General features: G+C 61.4%; 8 protein-coding genes and 3 pseudogenes. 4 read left to right on the top strand and 7 right to left on the bottom strand.

Going from position 1 to position 21,584, the window contains the following annotated elements; genetic code table 11:
- The first annotated feature begins 1,828 nt into the window (after nt 1-1,828).
- From AC1RRC_RS32400 to AC1RRC_RS32390, 3 genes are all read left to right on the top strand, one after another.
- Nucleotides 1,829-2,185 (top strand): hypothetical protein, encoded by a 357-nt coding sequence (locus AC1RRC_RS32400; RefSeq protein ID WP_493059993.1) that lies wholly within the window; start codon nt 1,829-1,831, stop codon nt 2,183-2,185.
- A gap of 755 nt (nt 2,186-2,940) precedes the next feature.
- Nucleotides 2,941-4,449 (top strand): Fic family protein, encoded by a 1,509-nt coding sequence (locus AC1RRC_RS32395; RefSeq protein WP_493059992.1) that lies wholly within the window; start codon nt 2,941-2,943, stop codon nt 4,447-4,449.
- Nucleotides 4,450-4,532: 83 nt separating this feature from the next.
- Nucleotides 4,533-5,462 (top strand): hypothetical protein, encoded by a 930-nt coding sequence (locus AC1RRC_RS32390; protein WP_493059991.1) that lies wholly within the window; start codon nt 4,533-4,535, stop codon nt 5,460-5,462.
- A gap of 164 nt (nt 5,463-5,626) precedes the next feature.
- On the opposite strand, the gene AC1RRC_RS32385 is transcribed toward AC1RRC_RS32390, so the two are convergent.
- The 5 genes and pseudogenes from AC1RRC_RS32385 to AC1RRC_RS32365 all read right to left on the bottom strand — a co-directional run.
- Complete coding sequence (locus AC1RRC_RS32385) at nt 5,627-7,474, bottom strand: site-specific integrase (RefSeq protein WP_493059989.1); 1,848 nt, start codon at nt 7,472-7,474, stop codon at nt 5,627-5,629.
- A gap of 297 nt (nt 7,475-7,771) precedes the next feature.
- A complete protein-coding gene (locus AC1RRC_RS32380) occupies nt 7,772-8,533 on the bottom strand; it encodes a 4'-phosphopantetheinyl transferase family protein (protein WP_493059988.1) in 762 nt (253 codons plus the stop codon).
- A complete protein-coding gene (locus AC1RRC_RS32375; protein WP_493059987.1) occupies nt 8,530-8,811 on the bottom strand; it encodes a TubC N-terminal docking domain-related protein in 282 nt (93 codons plus the stop codon). The genes AC1RRC_RS32380 and AC1RRC_RS32375 overlap by 4 nt, the downstream gene beginning before the upstream one ends.
- Entirely contained in the window at nt 8,808-9,062 is a 255-nt protein-coding gene (locus AC1RRC_RS32370; RefSeq protein ID WP_493059985.1) for a hypothetical protein, read from the bottom strand. The genes AC1RRC_RS32375 and AC1RRC_RS32370 overlap by 4 nt, the downstream gene beginning before the upstream one ends.
- Nucleotides 9,063-9,218: 156 nt before the next feature.
- Nucleotides 9,219-9,485: pseudogene (locus tag AC1RRC_RS32365) on the bottom strand (hypothetical protein); the annotation flags it as partial.
- 194 nt (nt 9,486-9,679) lie between these two features.
- Here AC1RRC_RS32365 and AC1RRC_RS32360 point away from each other — a divergent pair.
- Nucleotides 9,680-9,900: pseudogene (locus AC1RRC_RS32360) on the top strand (IS3 family transposase); the annotation flags it as partial.
- A 626-nt stretch (nt 9,901-10,526) separates the two neighbouring features.
- On the opposite strand, the gene AC1RRC_RS32355 reads toward AC1RRC_RS32360, so the two are convergent.
- Entirely contained in the window at nt 10,527-20,561 is a 10,035-nt protein-coding gene (locus AC1RRC_RS32355) for an amino acid adenylation domain-containing protein (protein ID WP_493059983.1), read from the bottom strand.
- A 77-nt stretch (nt 20,562-20,638) separates the two neighbouring features.
- Nucleotides 20,639-21,584, bottom strand: a pseudogene (locus tag AC1RRC_RS32350) (non-ribosomal peptide synthetase); the annotation flags it as partial.

Here is a 21,584-nt window from a genome sequence, read left to right as displayed (position 1 = left end):
TTGCGTGTATGGGGGACCGATATTCTGTCGGCTACCTTTGGCAAGGATGCGCGCCGTTTCGTTATGGCTATGGCACCGGCTGATAGTTTACAAAATCCGTCGCCGAGGGGCTGAAAGCGTTTGCTGAGCAGAAAAGCTCGTTTACTACCCCCACGGTGCGGTGATCGCGAGAAAGCGCAGAAGTGAATGGCCTTCGTCGATTCAATCATACCGGTGGATGGGCGTGAGTTGGCGTACAAGGTCCAGTATGGCGTTGCCGCGAATCGCTAAATATCCGGACGGAGTATCACACGATAAAACATAATATGTGGCACCTCATCCAGCTTACCTATCCGGTATGGCTGCCATGGATTAACGGATGGGAGGGCGCTTTAATTCCTTCTTAATCGCTGCAATCAGTGCAACGAATGGCGAAAAAAACAACCGCACATCGTCCTTCGCAACTTTCTGGATATGCTGAAACAGTGAAGTCATTTGAGCATCCTTTTATTTCTCCATAGGCGCAACCTATATTGTAGATTGCATTATCCGGAATATCAATGAATAGAGTTAAGTGCCCCCGTGCTACTCATTGCGTTCTGGTAGCACCAAAGGTGGCACTTCGCTGGCCCATTGTGCTCACTCGACGAAAGCACAAATGAGCCGGTAAAAGCGATTCCTCGGAATTGCGCACGGCGTACTTTTAGCGGGGTGATGGACCCGAACTTAAGAATACTTATTTCGCGCATCCAGCCACCAACGCTACCTGGATATGCGCCAGCACCTTTCGGTAACTGGTTGCTCAACTTCCCGCTGTTGAGCCCGGAACGTTCACGTGGTTTCTCACGCGGCGCTTCCATCCCTGTTCTTGGAATGATGAAGGTGGCGCCGGCACCTCATAGGTCACTTTCCCGCCCGTAGGCGTCGTGACGGTCATAAACGCCGATGTGCCAATCACATCGAGCCGTCCATGTGCCCTGAGTAGGCATGGTCACTCTGGTTGCTTCATTGGCCGACGATACCGGGACCGTGGTGGTGGTCACATGCGGCGCTTTGGGGCATGGGCAGGCGGAAGTTTATTCGCTGTGGGTGCGGTTTCACTGACGCCACTTGCTGCTTTCACCAGGCCCTGCTTGGCTTGCGGTTGGATATTGCGTTCACTACGTGCTTAGTATTCCGAAATGCCTTGTAGCGCTTGATTTTACTGGAGATGCTCGACACTCACTGTTCCTGAGTTTTTCTTGCTTAGCCTCAGAAAGCGTTAGTTCTTGTAAGGAAACATGGCGGGGGTGTTCGTGCGCATCAATGGGCCGAACCCGGATGCGCGAGATTCCGCGTAGCTGCGGAAAAGGGAAATCTTTGCTATCCATATGGGTAGCAAAGAGGGCAGGGAGACAGATGCCGATCTCTCGACGGTCTGATGGTATTTCAACGCTACAGATCTAGTCAACAAAATTCAGGGCGACTTCGGGACATCCGGCCCTTTCTGGTCACTATGCGTGCTTCTTTGTCATGACTGATGTGTCGACGGGAAGCACGTTTGAGAACGTATTAGGTACATTCAGGGACATTTAGTCTACACTTTCAAGACAGTTCAGGTACATTATGGGGACACAGAAAAGACACCTCGTAGACACTTGATCGACACCTCATCGACACACCATCGACACACCATCGACACATTCAGAGGCACTCTGAAGAGATTTAACAGCATCATAGGTATGTATCTCAAACACGCGGACGACTGAAAAGCAAGGCAAGTTTTGTATATTCTGCCAATGGCGAGCCATTGTAAAATTTAGGGACCACGTATATGTCTGAAATGTTATTAAAGATCGACTATTAAAAAATGAATGAAAAAATTGACTGGGGAAAGTTTATTGCAGGGGGCACACCAAGTATTCAGAGAAGGCTGCAAAATGAACTGGACAATATAGAAGATGCGCGGAGCAAGGGCTACTCTCACCAAGAGATATTAGAACATTTGAATGAGAACGGATTTGACTTGACGATGGTTTCTTATCGCACAATGCTTAAGCGGGCTCGAAAGCGGTGTGTTATAAATACAACGGGGGAAGCGCTTTCAGTAAAAAAAATGTCAGACGTTTCTGAAAATATATCAAAAAATAAGTTGAACTCAACGCAGCATCATACTGATTTACCTAAAAAGCTGGTTTATATTATGGGAAGCACGCCAGAATGGTAAAAGTATTAGTTTTATAATATATTAAATATTTTGTAATTGAATTTATTCTATTTTAGGGATAAGAGTACATGAGAACTGAGATCATCGTACTCCATACCGTACCTATTTTTATTTCACCCTGAAGAAACCAACGATGTCGTCATATTTTTGCTCGTCATGCTTTCAGGATGGCGGTAGGTGATTGTTATTAATCCTGCTGCCACCATCGCTTCCAGTTCTGCTCGGTCGTTCTGAAACCTCTCATAGTCGACGAATGGGTTGCCATCACCGTTTGCCATTTCAGCAGTGATCGTCCCATGTTGTCCTGCAGTGATCTAATTTGTTCGGACACCTCAATAGGTAAATCCACCCCTTGAGGAGAAGAACTTTGCAAGGCTGGCCAATAGCCTGCCATCATGTCGGTGATTGATCTGCGCCGCTTGCCGGCGCGAATTCCGGGGGACCTGTGAGGCCATAAGGCCGGGGCATCCGGCCAGCCAGCCTTTTCCATCGCAGCGGGTCAATGCTCTTTCCATTGAAATTTTGCAAGAATTTTCAATGAAATCTGGATTTCCAACAAATGATGAAACATCACTTTTAAGTGAATAAGTTTCCAATATGAAATTTCATCAGGTTAGCGCGGCGATAGAAGGGGACCCCTCATAAATTTTTAACGTTTTTACGCAATTATTCTTATTTTTTAATGTTTCAATTCGACTTGTAGCGTTTTTATGCAACAATAAGCACCGGCTAACTAAAAATATTGTCATTGAAGCATGGAAGAGAATGAACGCCCTGTCGGCTACAAGTGGCTCATCCGAGAGTGGGGGCTGGCGACTTTTCCCTTATCGCATGAGTCGTACATCGGCGCACGCACGCGCGCCGACGCGACCAAGCCGGGCGTGGTGCAGGAAATATTCCCGCAAAATTATTGGCCGGGCGACGATCCGTTTGGCCATCTCGTCTTTGCGCTCAAGTACGACGATTTTAACCTGGACGTCCTGTGCCAGTCGTTCGACCAGCTTGGCGCCGACCGCGTGCGCCAGTATGTCGAAAGCCAGCCCAATGGCAAGTACGCCCGGCAGTTGGGTTATTTGTACGAGTTGCTCAATGCCGAGACGCTAGAGCTGTCGGTGGCGATTGGTGGGGCGTATGTCGACCTGCTCGATCCCGACAAGTATCTGGTGGCCGCCACGCCGGTCAAGAACACCCGGTGGCACGTCAATGACAACTTGCTGGGCTCGGTGCGCTTTTGTCCCGTGGTGCGCAAGGTCCCCACGATTCGGGCGCTTCTGGACATGGACTTTACCTCGCAACTCCACGCCTTCAAGGACAAGGTCGATCCGGCCCTGTTTCAGCGCGCCGTGGATTACCTGTATTTCAAGGAAACCCGTTCGTCATTCAACATCGAGCGTGAGACGCCGACCGCCGATCGGGAACAGCGCTTTGTCCGCGCACTGCACGACGCGGGGACGTCCGCGGTGGAAGACATCCTGGCCGAGACCACCCTCACCGGATTGCAAAACCTGATTGTCGAACAGCGCTATGCCCAGGCTGGTTTTCGCGACTGGCAGAATTATGTGGGCGAATCCATGCCCGGCCGTTCACCCATCGTGCACTACGTGTGCCCCCCCGGCCAGATGGTGCGCAGTTTGATGGACGGGCTGCTCGATTGCGCAACCCGGACCGCCGGCCTCAATCCGGTGGTGCGGGCGGCCTTGATCTCGTTTGGTTTCGTGTTTGTGCACCCGTTTGAGGATGGGAACGGACGTATCCACCGTTTTCTGATCCATGATTTCCTGACGCGTGACGGCGTCGTGCCCGAAGGGATGATCTTGCCGGTGTCGGCATACATGTTGCATCACCCGCGCGAGTATGACGGCGTGCTGGAAGCATTTTCGAAACCGTTGCGAACCGTGGTGCGAATCGATATCGATGAGGACGAGGTCCTGACGATTAACAATCCTGCGGAAGTATCGGGATCTTACCGCTATCCCGATCTGACGCTTCAAGCGAATTATTTACTCCATGCGGTCGAGCAGACGATTAACACGGAACTGGTGTCGGAGATCTTATTCATCCGCGGTTATGACCAGGCCAAAGCCGCCATTCGTGACATCGTCGATATCCCGAATGCCCGGTTGGATTTGCTGATCAAGCTGCTCTATCAAAATAAGGGGACGCTCTCGAAGGGCAAGCGTAAGGAATTCAAGGAGCTGAGCGACGATGAACTGGCCCGGATGGAGGCGGCATTCCAGGCCGCGTTCGCCGATCAGACCCTGTAAAGCGGATCTTACGCAGTCCCTTCCTGCGGGCGGTTTCAACGGCCGTCGCGCGCGATCCATGCAACCTATGAGGTGAACAAAATATGCGCCAGCAGCCGTTCAATGACAAGATGCTTGCCCACCTGCTGCGGTCAAGCCTCCCCCTCGAACATCAGGTGGGCATGATTGCGCACCGTAGCGGCTACATCGTCAACGGTGAGTTTTCGTATGGACGTGAAAACGAGCATGGCCGGGTCACGGATTTTTCCGTGGACCTGCTGCTCTCCAGTGATCTCACCGCACTTTGCGATGACGTGGCAGTGGACAAATACCTGAACGTGCTGCTGGAATGTAAGTATGCATCCCCGGCCGTCGCCTGGGTGTTCTCCACGGCGCCGCACCATGAACCGGTGACGATGACGGCTTTTTCACCCTTCCAATGGCTCAGCACGCATGTGATCTACGGCTTTGATGGAATGAAGGCGCTGGAGCCGCCGGTCTACTGCACGCGCGGCGTATCGTTATCCCCTGATTCCGCAGATCCCAAGCAGGTGCGTCACGGGCTGCAACAACTGCGGTTTGCCGTGCCGAAGCTCCTCGAAAGCCTCTGTGAATACTGCTTGGGGGCAGATGGCCCGGTGATCCCGTTTATTACCCCTATACTGGTCACCAATGCCCCGTTGTATGTGCTGGGCGATGACGCGATGCTGCCCGGGATCGAAAGCACGCGAACACTGAACGATCTGGCAACCGAGCACACCCATCTCGGGGTGTACCAGAAGGCGGGACCGGAATTGATTGCGCTCTGCCGGTCTACCGCAGCGGCGATTATTGGAACGCATTCGCAAGGACGCCTGGAAAATCTCATGGATGTATTAACCGATGAGTTGGTCGACGCGGTAGAGTGCGTGACGGTGGTGTCGTTAGCGTACTTGCCAGTATACCTGGCCTCCCTCAAATCGGTGGTTGCCGGACTCACCGTTGCCAGCCGTGCGAATGTCGGCAAGAAGCTCTCTGACGCGGGGGTTATCTAGCGTCCTTGCGTTCCAGCCGCGAAGACGGGGGGGCGTTGCGCACAGCGGCAACGCCGTCCCTGGATACCCTCGTCGAGGACAACTCCAGCCGGTCAGGGTGCTTTCCTGATTAAACGATGGCGCGGCCTGCTCGCAGCGTCGTTTCGCCACCGCCGCGCAGACGGTTACGCGGAGCCCGTTCTGTCCGCCGTGGTGTTAACGGCCATGGCGTTGTCGGGCGTCCCGGGCGCCTGTTCTCCGTAGAACTTCGCCGCCTCGTTGGCAATGCGCTTTTCCCGTGCTTTGACATACAGCGACGTCGTGGCGGAATCCTCGTGTCCCATGATTTCCTGGACGATGTTGAGTGGCATGTCTTTTTCTACCGCGATCGAGCCGAACGTGTGGCGGAACGCGTGTGGGCTGGTGCGATGCAACTGCTCGATATCCTCGATGGTGATGTCCGCTGTGATGCCGGGCATATTGTCCAGGCTGCTCAATTGCTGCCGGACGCGGGCCAGCGTCGCCTTGACCAGGGCATAGACCGCATTCGGCGTGTAGCCGCGCAGGCCGACCCCATCGCTGTGGCGCGCCTGTGCACTGGCGGTGCCAGGCACCGTCACCGGCACGAACAGCGGCCGGTCTTGTTCAGGGTGCGTGAAATCGTGGCCATGATCGCGCCAATGCGCCTGCAAGGCGGCAATGGTGCGCTGGCTGACCGGCACCAGGCGCGTCTTGTTGCGCTTGCCCACGGCCTTCAGCATCCACACGCCGCGGGCATGGGGGCTGGGCGCGAGTGCCTGCCGCATGGCCTTGGCCGCCTCTTCGCGCCGCAGGCCGGAGTCCCCCATCAATAAAATCGCCGCCAGCGCCACACGGTCTTGGCTGTTTTCCCGGACCTCGGCGCGGCGCGTCAGCGTGGCCACCAGCGTGTCCCAGGCCTCGGGCGACAGCGCGCGGCTGACTTGAATGGCATCGAGCTCCTGGCGCACCACCGGGTCTTTGACCACGGTCCACGGATTGCCGGCCAAATAGCGCACTTTGACCCAGTAGTCGAACGCGGCCCGCAGCACCATCAGCGCATACTTTTGCGAGGCCGGCGCCATCGGGGTGTCCGCGAACGGCCGCCACAGGGCGCTGCCGCGCTGTGCCGGCCGGCCGCAAAAAGCCGGGGAGGGCGCCGCCAGGAAGCGCTTATAAGCTTCGCAGTCGTCTACCAGCAACGACGACACCGGCTTGCCGGCCACGTGCACCGCCCACAGCACAAAGCGCTCCAGTTCCTTGCGGTAGGCGCGCTGGGTGTGCGCCTGGCCGTCGTAGCGCGCCAGATAGCACTGCACGGCGGCCAGGTCGTCGCGCGCTGAAATAAAGCAGAAGGACGCGGCCCGGTTGGCGCCGTCATGGCCGTCCAAGCGCGCAGGCAAGGTAAAGCGGCCCAGCGGCACCATGGCCTGCGCCCGTGCCGGGTCGAGCAGCTGCATGGCCGCTGGCGGCGCGGCGGTGAGCGGAGCAGGGGAGACGTCGCCCAGCTGGTCCGGGTGGCGCCGCAGCCAGGCCAGGATCACGGCGGCGCGCCGCACGCCGATGCGCGGCACGGCGCGCCACCAGGCGGCGCCGCGACGGTTAATCAGGCTCACCAGTTCGCCGACCGTTTGGATGCCTTCGGTGTGCAAGGCCTGTGCGGTCCGCGGGCGCAGCCACTGATCCAGCCGATCGGCCGGCGCGGGAGCGCGCGTTGTGCCGGCCGCCGCTTGCACGACGGCTTCCAGCAGCGCGGCGGGCCATGCGCCGGTCCGGCGCGCCTGTTCCAGCTGGGCGGTGAGCGCCGGCCGCTGGTCGATGGCGTATTGCGCCAGCCGGGCTTGCATCTGGTCCAGGAACGCACCGAGGCCGTGCGCCCAAGGCGCGCTGTCGGCGCTGTAGTACAGGTCGGCGATGCGTTCCAGCGGCATGCCCCGGCAGTGCGCACGCAGGGCCTGGAGATCGTTGCGGGTATAGGCGAAGGAGCCCAGCAGCACGTCGGTATGCTGGGCCATTTATGCCTCGCGCGTGGCGTGTTGCGCCGCGCCGGTGGCGGCGGGCGGCGGCAACCGGCGCCGATGATCCGGATGGGCGGCGTGGTCCGCCAAGGGGCGTGTCGGAGCGGCGGAAGGATCCACGGGCGGTGCGGGCAAAGCCGTCATGGTACCGTGTTTTCCGGCAAAAATCACCATAAATGCTTGAGTGATAATTGGGATTATCACTTAAGTAACGATCATGGCAGCAGCCTTGTAATCCGTGCGAACTCTTAAAGGTAAATGCTGTTGACGCCGACCGAAAATTGACCGGCTTTGTCACAGCCAAGCAAACATCGTGGCAATGCAGCCCGCCAGCGATGGAACATACCCGATGCGCAGCTGCTGCCCGCAGCGCCAACCGTCGCACAGCGTTTCCCTGACTGAAAACAGTAGCTCGCGGCGTTCCATCTCGATGCCTTGCAGAATAATCGCGTCGAAGTCGAAGTAATGGCCCACTGCGGCGGAGGTTGCCTTGAAAAAACTCTCTTTGGCGGAAAACACCAACGTCAACAACACGCCGATATCCAGTTGGTCCGAATACGACACAAGCAGCGCGTACTCGTCGGCAGAAACCACCGTGCTGCGCAGCGCATCCCGGGTTTCCGCCACAACCACCTCTTCGATGTCGATACCGATGCCACGGCACACCGACGACGGCAACGCCACCGCCGCCGCCAGCGCGCGGCCATGCGTAATACTACCGACCATGCCCTGCGGCCAGACTGGTTCGCGCATCGGTCCCGTTCTTACGGTGCCAAGATAGCCAAGCTCCCGCAGCGCGGAGTGGGCGCACTGCCGGCCGTGGAAATATTCGGCCTGCCGTCTACGCACTGCCTGCGCGATGTACGGTGGGCACGCGATACCGCATTCGGCAAAGCGCATGCTGTCGAAGCTGGACTCATCGAACGGCATGCAATGCAGCAGCGGCGTGACCGGTAACGCCGCACTTGGCCAGCGAACAGTCCAGGGGACGGCCGGGCGTGCCCCTGGCATTACCAGTGCTTCGTGCGCAAAGGGCGTGGAGGTGGGGGTGTTCATGTGAAGGCGCGCAAGCTGTCGGCCAGCACCATATCCGATTGCACGGCGACGCGCAACGGCATTGGCCCGGCCAGCGGCGTGCGCCAAAATGCCGCTGGTCGAGGGGCGCCTTCGCCCTTGATGAGCGAGATGAACTGCGCCTTTTTACTGCTGATCGCCAGCGCCGTCGGGCAGTCGATCGCCCCCGACTGGGCGCCGGAAACCAGCTTGGTCCCGTCGATGGACAGCGCTACGCCGCGCTGTGTCAGCGTGGTCAGCAACTTAGCAATGGAACTCATAGAGGCATGCCCCGTTCGATGTGGCTAACTGTCGCCTGCCGGAACAGGTCGCACAGCATGGCCGCATTGAGGCGGCCATCATCATCCGGCCGGTGCAATTGAACGATAACGGATTTGCCGCAGCACCAGAAAACAAACCCGTAGCTTGTTTCTCCAAGTGTCCCCTGGAAGAGAAAGATACGGATCTTGCCCCCGCCGAGCTGATAGATTTCGAAAATATTAGTAAAGGGATTGTTATTAATCACATGCATGGTTAAGGTGCACTTCTTTCCGGTGGCGCATCGACAGCGCTCCAGTTCAAGACAGCTGATCATATCGAAGTAATTTTTAATTTTGCAACATTTTCAAAAAATAATATACAAGAACAACATGCCGTTTTTCACTTTTATTTTTTTGCAGCATACTACCTAGCGTCCTAGAGAGCAGATAAAACTGAAGGCAGGGCGTTCAGATTTTTGCTTTGCTCGGGTGGGTCGCAGTTCCGGCATTTCTCGCATTTTCAGGTCGCCGTTCAGCACGGCCTCCCGGACCTGAACGAGCAGGTGTGCCCCTTTATTGGTCCAGCGCATCTGCCGCTTTTTTGGGTGCTGCAAGCTCACGACTTCATTGACTGCCGATTCGGCGATACTGCTGCTGATCGGCATGCCGCGCCGATAACGCGATCCGTAGTTGACCAGGTATTGGCCATTGGATTCCAGGTACCAATACGTCCCGCGAAGATTCCTCCACAGCGCTGAGTACGCCGGATGTTCGGGCGTCACCCCGAACATGTCGTGAATGCTCTTGTTGCGCTCGACGGCTGCGGAACCCTTGCCATGCCGCGACAGCCATTTGGCCGACGCAATTTCGTCTTGTACGGTGCGTCCGTTATGGTCCGCTGCGTATGCAGCCGAAACTTGCAGCACAAGACTTTGTAGCGGGCCGTGACCGGATCACGCGCCCGTGCCGGAGCTTGGCTTGCGCTGCAAGCAGAAAAGGAAATTCAAGGCGACGACGAACTCGAACCACGACCTGCCGATCGCCGACAATCTGCTCAACCAGAACTTTGCGCCGACGCGCCCCAATGAAGCCTGGGTGACCGATATCAGTGTGCCGCAGCAAGCGGTGTAAAAGATAAGAGTATGGCCCCTCGCAATCGGCTTGCAGGAGCGGGTTGCAAACCACCATCAGCGGCGCTGGTCAAAAGCCAGGGTCGTGAGTGTTATGGACAAGGTGCTTTCTAGGCATCAAGTATGGATCAATGAAGACGAACAACCGTGAACTGCCGTTCAAGTGTCGAAAGTACTAAGATGACATCAAAACCGGGGAGAGATGTTGCCCCGCGATCAGTCTGGCCGTTACCTGCTTACGGGTCAGGCGGTGTCCGGCATAGAGGCAGCGTCAGCCTGATTCCGGCTCTTACGTTGAACTGCGGGAACCTTCGGTGGCGATGTAAAGCGAAAGGCACAAGCCCGAAAGGCAAGGCCGATAATAGCGATGCGCCACCAAGGGACGGAGCTGTACTGGTCCGTTTTCCAACAATTTTTTCACGGCGCCGTTAGACCGATTGCATCAGGTCGGAGGCGCGGGAAACTGAATTGATCAGCACTTCCCTTGGTATTTTTGGCAAAAGGATGCTTCCTATGCCATGCGGAAACGGTATTCACCATGATCGGGGGAGCGCAGCGGCATTTCCGATGACGGGGACGGGCGCCACCCCGCCCGAATGGCTTTGCTCATCCAGCCTGCCCCAGCAACTCAGCCAGCATCCCCGCGAACGAGGCCGCATGGTCCCCGTGCAAGGCGGTGTAGTGCGTCCCGAGCACCTGATACACACGCAAGTCCCTGGCACCCAAGCCTTGCCAGCCGGCACGCAACCGGCCCCCACCTTCGCCAGCTGACGGCTCATCCCTGGCCTCGAACAAGTACACCGGCCCTGTCGGCATGACCGGCAAATGCGCGCCTTCCAGCTTGCGCAGGTATTTGGTTATGCGGATCATGTGGTTCAGTTGAGCCGACGAGGATAGTTGCTTTATACCGAACGTTTCCATCAACGGGTATAACGGATGCGCGCGCACCGTTTCGGGTTCGCCGTCGGACAAACAGGAGAGATCATCCAGTTCGTAGTCACGGCGACCGGCATCGGGCACCTGGCTGTCAACCATGCCAATGAAGCTCAAGGTCTCGCCGCGCGCCTGCAGTTGACGGGCTATCTCGAGTGCCAGCAAACCACCGGAAGACCAGCCGAGGATACGATACGGTCCCGCCGGCTGTACTTTTTTCAGTACTTCGCAGTAGTACGCCGCCAGCGACGTGAATGACGTGTATTCCTCCAGCGTCAGCGCCGCATGCTGCACGGCGATCGGATCGGCCGTTGCGGCCTCGAAACCGGGAACCTGGATGGCCCACACGCTGGCGTGCGGCTGCAGGTGGGCTGCCAGTGCGCGGTATGAATAGGCGTCGCCCGTGCCGGGGTGAATGCAGAACAGTATGTCGCCCTGAGGCTGGCTTGCCAGCGGAATTGCCACGCCGAACTGCACCGCCGTAGCTTGCTGCGCCGTGTCCTGGCCATCCACACAGCGGCAGAAGGCATCCAGCGTCCGATGATTGAAGATACTGATCAAGGGTACTTGCCGGCCACTCAGCTTCTTCACTTGCGCGGCCAATTCAACCGCCATCAGCGAATTCCCGCCCAGCGCGAAGAAGTCGGCTGTCATGGAAACCTTCTCAATCTGCAAGAGATCGCACCACAACTGCGCCACCTGCCGCTCGAGTGCGGTCTCCGGCGCGACGTAATGGTCAGGGTTTTGTGCCAGCTGGTTGGCGGTTTTCGGCGCGGGCAGCGCCTTCCTATCCAGCTTACCGCTGGCGGTGAGGGGCAGCCTGTCGATCACGATGAACTGCTGCGGCACCATGTAGGCCGGCAGTTCGCTCTCGGCGCGGGCGCGCAGGCGTTTGACCAGCAGGCCCGCCATGGTTTTCCGCATGGGCTGGTTGGCATGGACCGGCTCGCGCGCCGCGCGGCGGCCCGCCTCGAACTGCCATTCGGCCAGCGTCGGCCAGGTACGGTGCTCGACACGCGGCCCGGCCAGCAGCAGGTCGACGCACCGCAGGTCGTCCCGGCTGCAAGCCATTTCCAGGCGCCAGTCATGACGCTCCGCCCACTGCCAGAACGCCCCCAGGTCCGCCCCCCCGCGATCCGGCACAGCGGCGCGCAGGTCGCCCAATGTCTGGTGCCCGTCCGTGTCGTCGGCAAAGATTTTCTCCACCAGTTCGACGTGCCGCTGCACGCGCGGATTGGGAACGCCGGAAATGACGTAGGTGCGGTCGACCGCCAGCTCATCGAGCCTGGCGATATCGCCCAGGTCACGGGACCAGGCCAGGTGGCAAAGGTCGGCGGCCGGCACCTCGGCCGTCGGCGCCCCGCTTGCCGCGACCGTCAGCACAACGTCATAGCGGAAGTTTGCCATCTCATTGTCATGGTCTTCCCGCTTCAACAGGATCTCGCAGCGGATCGTGCGCGCGTGGCGCTGGCAAAAGTCGTGGAAGAACGCCGGATGCAACAGCAATTCGGATTCCTCGTCGACGGATTCGTTGATTTCGCGGCGCAGGCTGCCGACCGCCTTGTGCGGCGGCGCATCGAAGCACACCATGCTGCCGTGGAACGCCCGCATCAGTTCGAACTGGCGCACGTCGCCGATGAACAGCGAGCCGCCTTCCTCGGGCACTTTCCCGACCAGCACGTCCAGCACGTTTCCCGCGTATTCGACACTCGGGAAATACTGGATCACCGAGTTCATGACGATGGTGTCGAACCGTCCCTCCACCATGCCGGCACAGGCGTCGGCCGCCGCCTGCACGGTCTGCACGTGCGCCAGGTCCGGCGCCCGGCCCACATGCGCGTCGATGGCGGCCAAGGCGCGCCCGGAAACGTCGGTGGCGACATAGCGCTCCGTGCCTTTGGCCAGGCGGAACAGGAGCAGGCCCGTGCCGCAACCCACTTCCAGCACGCGCCGCCCGCGCACGCCCCGGATGCGGCTGACCGTGTTGTCCACCCAATCGGCCATTTCACGCGGATCGATGGCCTGCCCGGTGTAGCTGCTGTTCCAACCGACGATATTGAATTCCGGGTGGGCGCCCTCGTCGGACGCGGAATAGATGCCGTCAAACACATGGCTCCATTGGCCGACCTTGCTGTCCGCCAGCGAGGCGCCGTCCGCCTCGGCAGGCGGCTGCAGTGTGTCGCCGGCAGGCACCACGTAGGCAACCAGCAGCTTGTTGTCGCCCATCGCCGCGCTTTCCGGCGCCGTATCCCGGTTTTCCCACACGGCGACGGTGGCGGACGACAGGTCGCCGCCGCGCATCAGCACCGCTTCGATTTCCCCCTGTTCGATACGCAGGCCACGGATCTTCACCTGGTGGTCGATCCGGCCGTAATATTCCAGCGCGCCGTCCAAGCGATGCCGGGCCTTGTCGCCGGTCTTGTACAAACGCATGCCTAGCCGGCGCGAGTCGATAAACTTTTCGCGCGTCATGTCCGGCAGGTTCCGGTAGCCACGGGCCAGGCCCACGCCCCCGATGTGCAGTTCACCTATCGCTCCACGGGGCAGCAATTCACCGCGCGCGTCGAGCACGAACAGCTTGCAGTTGCTGATCGGCCGGCCGATCGGCAGCGGCCGGCGGTCATCCACGCCATCGCAGGTCCAATGGCTGACGTCGACCGCCGCTTCCGTGGGACCATAGAGATTGTGCAGGTCCGCATGGGGCAATTGTGCTTTGCAGCACCGCGCCAGGTCCGTGCCCAAGGCCTCGCCGCTGCAGATGATACGGCGCAGGCTGGCGCACGACGGCATATCCGCCAGGCGCAGGAAAGTGTGCAGCATCGACGGCACAAAATGCAGGGTGGTGACGGCTTCGCGCCGGATCAGCGAGGCCAGGTACTGCGGGTCGCGGTGCCCGCCGGGCCGGGCGATGACCAGGGTCGCCCCGTACGCCAGCGTCCAGAAAAACTCCCAGACCGACACATCGAAGCTGTACGGCGTCTTTTGTAGCACGACGTCGCCGGCCGTCAGCCCGTACTGTGCCTGCATCCACGCGATGCGGTTGACCAGGGCGCGGTGGATGTTCTCCACGCCTTTCGGGCGCCCGGTCGAGCCGGAAGTATAGATCACGTAGCACAGCGAATCGGCGCAGGCCGCCTCAACCGCCAGTGGCCCAGCCTGCGCGGCGTCCGCTTCCAGCAGCTGTCCGTCCGCCATCACCAGCACGTGGCCGACACCGCCCAGTACCGGCCAGTCCCGGTAATGCTGCTGGGTCAGGACAACGTTGAGGGCGGTGTCTTCCAGCATGTAGCTGCAACGGTTAGCCGGATATTCGGGGTCGATCGGCACATAGCCCGCCCCGGCCTTCAAAATGCCCAGCAGGGCGACCGCCATTTCCAGCGAGCGGTCCATCGCAACGCCCACCAGATCGCCGCCGCGCACCCCCAGCGCCCGCAAGCGCGAGGCAACGCGCCCGGCCTGCACATCGAGTTGACGATACGTCATCGACTGCTCTTCGTAACGTAACGCGATCTTCCCGGGCGTGGCCCGGCACTGGCGCTCCACCATGTGATGCAGGCACACGGCGTCGTCCAGCGCGGCGTCGGTGCTGTTGAATGCTGCCACCTGTTCCCGTTCGGCGGCGGCGTCCAGCAGGGCGTAGTCCATCACGCACCGGCCGGGTTCCTCGACCAGCTGGCCCAGCAGATGCTGGTAGGCGGCGGCCAGCGCCTCGATGGTGGCGCGGTCAAACAGGTCGGTATTGAACTCGATCCCGCCGGACAAGGCTTCGGAATTGTCGAACAGCTCCACGCGCATATCAAAAATCGAGCTCTTCCGGCCGGATTCCAGCAATTCGCCCGCCGGGCCGTCGGCGTCACTGGAGGCGACGTTTTTCGGCACGTTCTGCAGCACGAACATAATCTGGAACAGGGGATTGCGGCTGGCGTCGCGTTCGATGTTCAAGTGATCGACCAGGAGTTCGAAAGGCATGTCCTGGTGCTCATACGCGTCCAGGGCGGTGTGCTTGACGACCTGCAGGAAGTTGCCGAATGTCGCCGTCTCCTCCAGTTGCACCCGCAGTGCCAGGGTGTTGACGAAGAATCCCACCAACGCCTCGGTGGCCGCATGGTTGCGGTTGGCGATCGGGGTACCGACGCACAGGTCGGTCTGCCCGCTGCAGCGCGCCAGCAGCACGTACCAGGCCGCCAGGGAAACCATGAACAGCGTCGCGTCCTGGTCGCGCGCGAGGGCCCGCAGCCCGGCGGAAACGCGCGGTGTCAAGGCCAGGGGCACGTAGTCGCCCCGGTAGCTGGCCTGCAACGGGCGTACCCGGTCGAGCGGGAAATCAAGCTGTTCCACTCCATGGAACTGCTGCCGCCAGTAATCGAGGTGTGCCTGCAGGCGCTCCCCGCTCAGCCACTGGCGCTGCCAGTATGCGAAGTCACTGTACTGGATAGGCAGGGGCGCCAGCGGCGACGCCAGGCCCGCGCTGAACGCCTCGTACAGCTGCGCCATCTCGCGCTTGAGCACTTCCAGCGACCAGCCGTCGGCGACGATGTGGTGGGTGGCCAGCAACAGGACATATTCGTGGCCCAGGTCCAGCAGCTTACAGCGCAGCAGCAGGTCGGCCTGCAAATCAAATGGCGTTGCCGCATTGGCCAGCGTTTCGGCTTCCACACGCTCACGCCGCTGCGGCTCCGGCAGCCCGGACAGGTCCAGGGTTTGCAGTTGCCACTGCGCGGGCGGCTCGTTGACGGCCACATGCGGCCGCCCCTGGCCATCCACGATGAAATTGGTGCGGAACGCTTCATGCCGCGCAATGATGTAGGCCAGCGCCTGTTCCAGCGCAGCAGCGTCCAGTTGCCTGAACCGCACCACCACCGGCAGGTTGTAGAACGGATCGTCCGGGGCCACCTGGTTCAGGAACCAGAGACGCTGCTGGGCAAACGACAGCGGCAGCGCCATGTCGCGGGGGCATGGCGCGATCACATTGCCCGCGCCTGCCGCCTCCTGCCCGCCCAGGCACCGGTCGATTTCATGGGCCAGTTCGTCGAGGCGGCTGTACTGGAACACGGTACGCAACGGCATCTCGAGGCCGAACTGGCGCTCGATGCGCGACACCAGCTGGGTTGCCAGCAGGGAGTGCCCGCCCAGCGCGAAGAAATTGGCGGTCCTGCTCTCCACGCGCTGTTGCAGCAGTTCGCCGACGATTTCCGCCAGGCTGGCCTGGGTCGGCGTTTCCAGCGGCGCGTGCGCGTCGGCCTCGGCCTGCAGGTCGGGGCGCGGCAAGGCGCGATAATTGATCTTGCCGTTGTCCGTCAGCGGCAGCTGCGCCATGACGACGAAGTTCGCCGGCACCATGTAATGCGGCAGGCGCTCCTGCAGCAGCGGGACCAGGTCGGTCGCGTCCGTCCCCGTGCGGCAGACGTACGCGACCACGCGCTTGCCGACGGGTTGCGCGAACTCCACCACGTTCACCGCGGCGGCGGACACGCCTTCGCAGCGGCGCAGGACGTTTTCAATTTCGTCGAGCTCGATGCGGTAGCCACGGATCTTCACCTGGCGGTCGTTGCGCCCCAGGTATTGCAAATTGCCGTCTGCCAGGTAGCGGGCGCGGTCGCCGGCACGGTAGAATTTCGCGTCGCCGTATCCCAGGCCGGGCAGGGCCAGGAAACGCTGGCCCGTCAACTCTTCGCGGTGCAGGTAGCCTTGCGCCACGCCGGCGCCGGCAACATACAGTTCGCCGGCAAACCCCGGCGGCACCCGGCGCTGGCAGTCGTCCAGCAACACCGTGGTCAGGTGCGGCAGCGCCCTGCCGATGGTGTTGCGCCCGCTGGCGAAGTCTGCCCCGGTCAGTTCATGGAAAGTCGCATGCACGGTGATCTCGGTGATGCCATACATGTTCACCAGAGCCGGGCTGCCCAGCGCATGGCGCACGCGCCATTGCTCAAGGTGGCTGATGTCCAGCGCTTCGCCACCGAACACCACGTAGCGCAGCGCCGCCAGGGCGGTTGCGTCCTGGCCGCGGTCCGCCGCTTCCAGGGCCAGGAATGCCGATGGCGTCTGGCTGAGGATGGAAACGCGGTTTTCCCGCAGCCACTGATGGAAGCGCGGGGAATCCTTGATGGTGGCGGCATCGACGATGCACGCGGATCCGCCCGTCACCAGCGGGCCCCACAGCTCCCAGACCGAAAAGTCGAACGCGAACGAGTGGCATACGCTCCAGCGGTCGGCCGCGCTGAATGCGAACAGCCCGCTGCAGCCGTCGAACAGGCTGGCCACGTTGCCAGCGCTGACCAGAACGCCTTTCGGATTGCCGGTGGTGCCCGAGGTGTAGATCACATAAAAATCGCGGTCGGGATCGGACGGCGCCGTGGCGTGCACGGCGGCCTGCGGCACTGCCGCCAGCATTTCCGGCAATCCCTCCCACAACAGCAAGGGCGAGCGCTGCGGATCGACCAGGCCACGGTGTTGCTCGCACGTGATGGTCACCGCCACGGCGGCATCGTCCAGGATGTAATCGATGCGCTTGGGCGGGTGGTCCGGGTCCAGCGGCACGTAGCAGGCCGACGCCTTGGCGGCGGCCAGCATGGCGACAGCAAAGCGGCGGTCGCGCGGCAGCAGCAGCGCCACCTTGTCACCCGGCTTCAGGTAGCGCTGCCGCAGGCATTGCGCCAGGGCGTTCGACCTTGCATCCAGTTCCGCGTAAGTCATGGTGCCATCCGCGTCACGCAGGGCAACCGCATCGCCGTCGGCCTGGCATTGCCGCGCGAACAGGGCGAGCACGTCCGGCGCGCGTCCGCCGGCCGTGTGCGGGGCCGGTGCGGCGCGTTGCGCTTCCCACCTGGCCAGCTGCGCCACTTCGTCGGGGAGCAGGAAGTCCAGCATGGACAGCGATTCGCGGCCGCCCGCGCACAGCTGGTGCGTGATACTGACGAAGCGCTCCAGCAGGCGGTTGTCGGTGAACGTGCCTGCCGGATACACCAGGCTGGCCTGCATGTACTGCGCCACGTTCTTCATGTAGAACTGCACGGCGTCCTCGATCTGCGGGATGAAACCCTGCTGGTCGTCCGGTCCGCTGCCATAGAGGATGTCGATCGGCTTGATGTAGCTGTTGAAGTTGTACATGAAGCCGATGCCCTGGGCCGGCGCCAGGCGCGCCTGCGCGTGGGCGCTCAGCGCGGTATAGGGCTTGCAGGCGCGCTGGAATTGCTTGTGGTAGTCCCAGAACTCCTTGAATGTCCGCCCGCCGTTCAGGGCGGTGCGCGCAAACACGAACGGCTGCTGCCGGTAGTAGCAGCCCCAGTCCTTGAGCTGCGCCTCGGTGCGGCCCAGGCTGAACTCGGAAATCAGGAAGTCCGCCTGTCCCTGGAAATAATAATCGATCAGCAGGCCATAGATGCCTTTGCAATAGATGGCCGGCGTGATGCCGTTGGCGCGGCAATACTGCTTCACCTGCACCCACGTGTCGGGATCGAAGCGGTAGGCGTCGGTGACCAGCGGCGTGTCCGCCGCCAGCTGGGGCACCGGCAGCGCCTCGACGCCGGCCAGTTTGCCTTGCCAGAATTCGATGACCTCGCGCGTATCCATCTCCGCCGCCATGGCCGCCACGTATGCCTGGAACTGTTCCGTCCCGCGCGGCGGCTGGCCCGCGTACGCCGGGTCCAGGTACGCCCGCGCGACCTCTTCCCCGAGCAGCACGACGGCGCCCCCATCGAACAGGACATGGTGGGCCGCCAGCACGATCACATGGTGGTCGCTGGCAAGGCGGATCAGCGCCATGCGGTGCAGCGGGCCGTTTTCCAGGTCGAAGGGCCGGTGGGTGAACTCGGCCATGAACGCATCGAGCTCCCCGGCGCTGCGCTCGTGCCGGCCGGACCAGTCACGGAATTCATACTCGGCCTCGGTGTTCCCGGTCACCCACTGGTACACGTCATTGATTTTGTCATCATTAAAGCGGTGCAATCGCATCCGCAGCATCTCGTTGCCGGCCACCAGGTGCCGGACCGCCGCCTCCCAGCGTGCCAGGTCGATCGGCTGGTAGATCGGCGAGGCGCAGCCCAGGTTGTTCCGTTTGGTCGAACGGTTCAACAGCGCGCTGAAATAAATGTCGCGCTGCACCGGCGACAGCGGGAATGCGCGCACCGCGTCCGGATGTTCGGCCTTCAGCCGGTGCAGGATGTCGGCGTCGTCGTACCATGAAATGGTGCGCAGGTCCCGCTCGGCGTCCCGCACTAGGCGCGTGAGCAGCACGTCGTAGTGTTCGGCGAAACGCGCCATCGATGCGCTTGAATACAGGTCCGCGTTGTATTCGACCCAGCCGGAAATCCCGTCCGCTGTCGACGCCAGGTAGAGCGTGACCTCGTGCTTGGCGACGCACTCGTCGGCGCCCAGAGGCATGGCCTTCACCGGCAGCATGCCCTGCCCTGCCGCCCTTTGTTCCCCGCTCTCGTCCACGAAGTTGAATGCCATCGGGATATCGAGATGCCCGGACGCGACCCGGCCCTGGTTCAAGATCTCGGCCAGGCATGCGATCGGCACCTGCTGGTGTTCCAGGGCTTTGAGCACGCGCTGCTGCACCATGCGCATGTAGGACAGCGCGGAACCGGACTGCGGCACGTCGATGCGGCAAACGATGGCGCTGACGAAGAACCCGATCAGCGCCTGTACTTCCGGTTGCTCCCGGCCTGCGGTAGGAATACCGAAGCTCACCGTATCGTGCCGGTTGTAGCGGGCCACCAGCAGCGCATACGCCGCCAGCATGACATTCGACGGCGTCAGCGCGTGGCGCTCGCACAGGATGCGCAGGCTGTGCAGCAGCGCGGGGCTGGGGGCATACGGGACCGTCTGGCCACGGAATGACTTCTTCGCTGAACGGGGACGATCCGGGGCCAGGCGCGTCTGGAAACTGCTCTCGTTCAGGTTGTTGCGCCAGAACGCTATCGAGTCCTGCAGCTTGCCGCTGGCGAGGCGCTGGCGTTGCCACGCCGCGTAATCGGCGTACTGCACCGCCAGCGGCGCCAGCGCACAGGCGCGGTTTTCAAGCGCGGCACGGTAAAACTCGGACAACTCCGACAGCAGGATTTGCTGCGACCAGGCATCGCTGGCGATATGGTCCATCGAAAAGAACAGCACCGCGCAGCCATCGAAGCGCAACAGGCGGGTGCGGATGACTTCACCATTGGCGAGGTCGAACACGGTCTTCAATTCCTGGTCATAGACCTGCTGGCAAATGGCCTGGTAGCCGGCCTGGCAATCCGCGCCGGGATGGTCGTCGACCACCAGTTTCCAGCGCGCCGCATCGGCCGGCACCTGGAACGGTACGCCGTCGATGACCTCGATCCGGGTACGCAGGATTTCATGGCGTTCGATCACCTGGCGGATCGCCTTTTCCAGCAATGCCTCGTCCACGTTCCCCTGCCATTCAAACGCATGCACCATGTTGAACAGCGCCTGCTCGTCAAACAGCTGGTGCAGGAACCACAGGCGTTCCTGCTCAAACGACAGCGGCAGCGGCTGGTCCCGGCCCAGCGGGCGCGGCACATCGTCGCCGCCGCTATTGCCCTGCTGCTTCAACAGCGCAATGATTTCCTCGCGGTGGCCGACGATCTGCTCGCGCAAGTGCGCCGGCAGGCCGCTCGCAGGGGCGCGGAACTTCAGTTTTCCCTCTTCCAGCCAAAGCTGGATGCCGTGTTCCGGCAGTTCGGACAGCAATTGTTCAATGTTCATAATTCTCCCTCCACATACTGTTCTTGGCCCGCAGGCTCTTCTGTCGGCTGCTTGCGCTTCAGCGCGGTCAACAGGTCGATATACGTCCCGAGGCTGGCGCAGCTCGCCTTGTCGAATACCGTTGCCACGGTCAGGTTCACGTCGAACCGTTTATTGACGACAGCCAGCATCCTCATCACCAGGATCGAATGGCCGCCCAACTGGAAAAAGTTGTCTGCGGTGCCGACCCGCTCCGTCCCCAGCAGTTCCTGCCAGATTTCGCACAGCGCGGCCTCGGTCGCGGTCGCCGGCGCCGCATATTCATGCCGTGGCGTTGCATCGTCCCCGGGCGCCGGCAGCGCCTTGCGGTCCAGCTTGCCGTTCGGGCTCAGCGGCAGCGCATCGAGCTTGACGTACGCCGCCGGCGCCATGTAGGCCGGCAGCGCCTGCGCCGCGTGGTCGCGCAGGCGCTGTTCGTCCGCCTCGCCGGTGTAATACGCCACCAGCCGCTGGTCGCCGTCCCGGTCTTCGCGGGCAATCACCACCACCTCGCGCGCCAGGCCGGCCAGCGCCGCCTCGATCTCGCCCAGTTCGATGCGGAAGCCCCGCACCTTCACCTGAAAGTCATTGCGCCCCAGGTATTCCAGCGTGCCGTCGGCCAGCCAGCGCCCCAGGTCGCCGGTGCGGTACATGCGCGCGCCCTCGCCCTGGCCGTACGGGTCGGCCAGGAAGCGTTCCCGCGTCAGCTCCGGACGGTTCAGGTAACCGCGTCCCACCTGCACTCCGCCGATGTACAGCTCGCCCGGCACGCCCACCGGCACCGGCCGCTGCTGTCCGTCCAGCACGTAGATGCGCGTGTTGGCCACCGGACGGCCCAGCGGGACCGCGATGCGCCCGTCGCCGGGCTGGCACTGCCAGGCCGTCACGTCCACCGCCGCCTCGGTCGGGCCGTACAGGTTGTGCAGTTCCACCCCGGGCAGCGCGGCCTGGCAGCGCCGCGCCAGCGTGCCCGACAGCGCCTCGCCGCTGCAGATCACGCGCCGC

It is taken from the genome of Pseudoduganella sp. GW821-FHT12E03 (assembly GCF_058807115.1).
The sequence above is the reverse complement of the archived record's forward strand: the minus strand, read 5'-3'. Positions and strand labels throughout refer to the sequence as shown.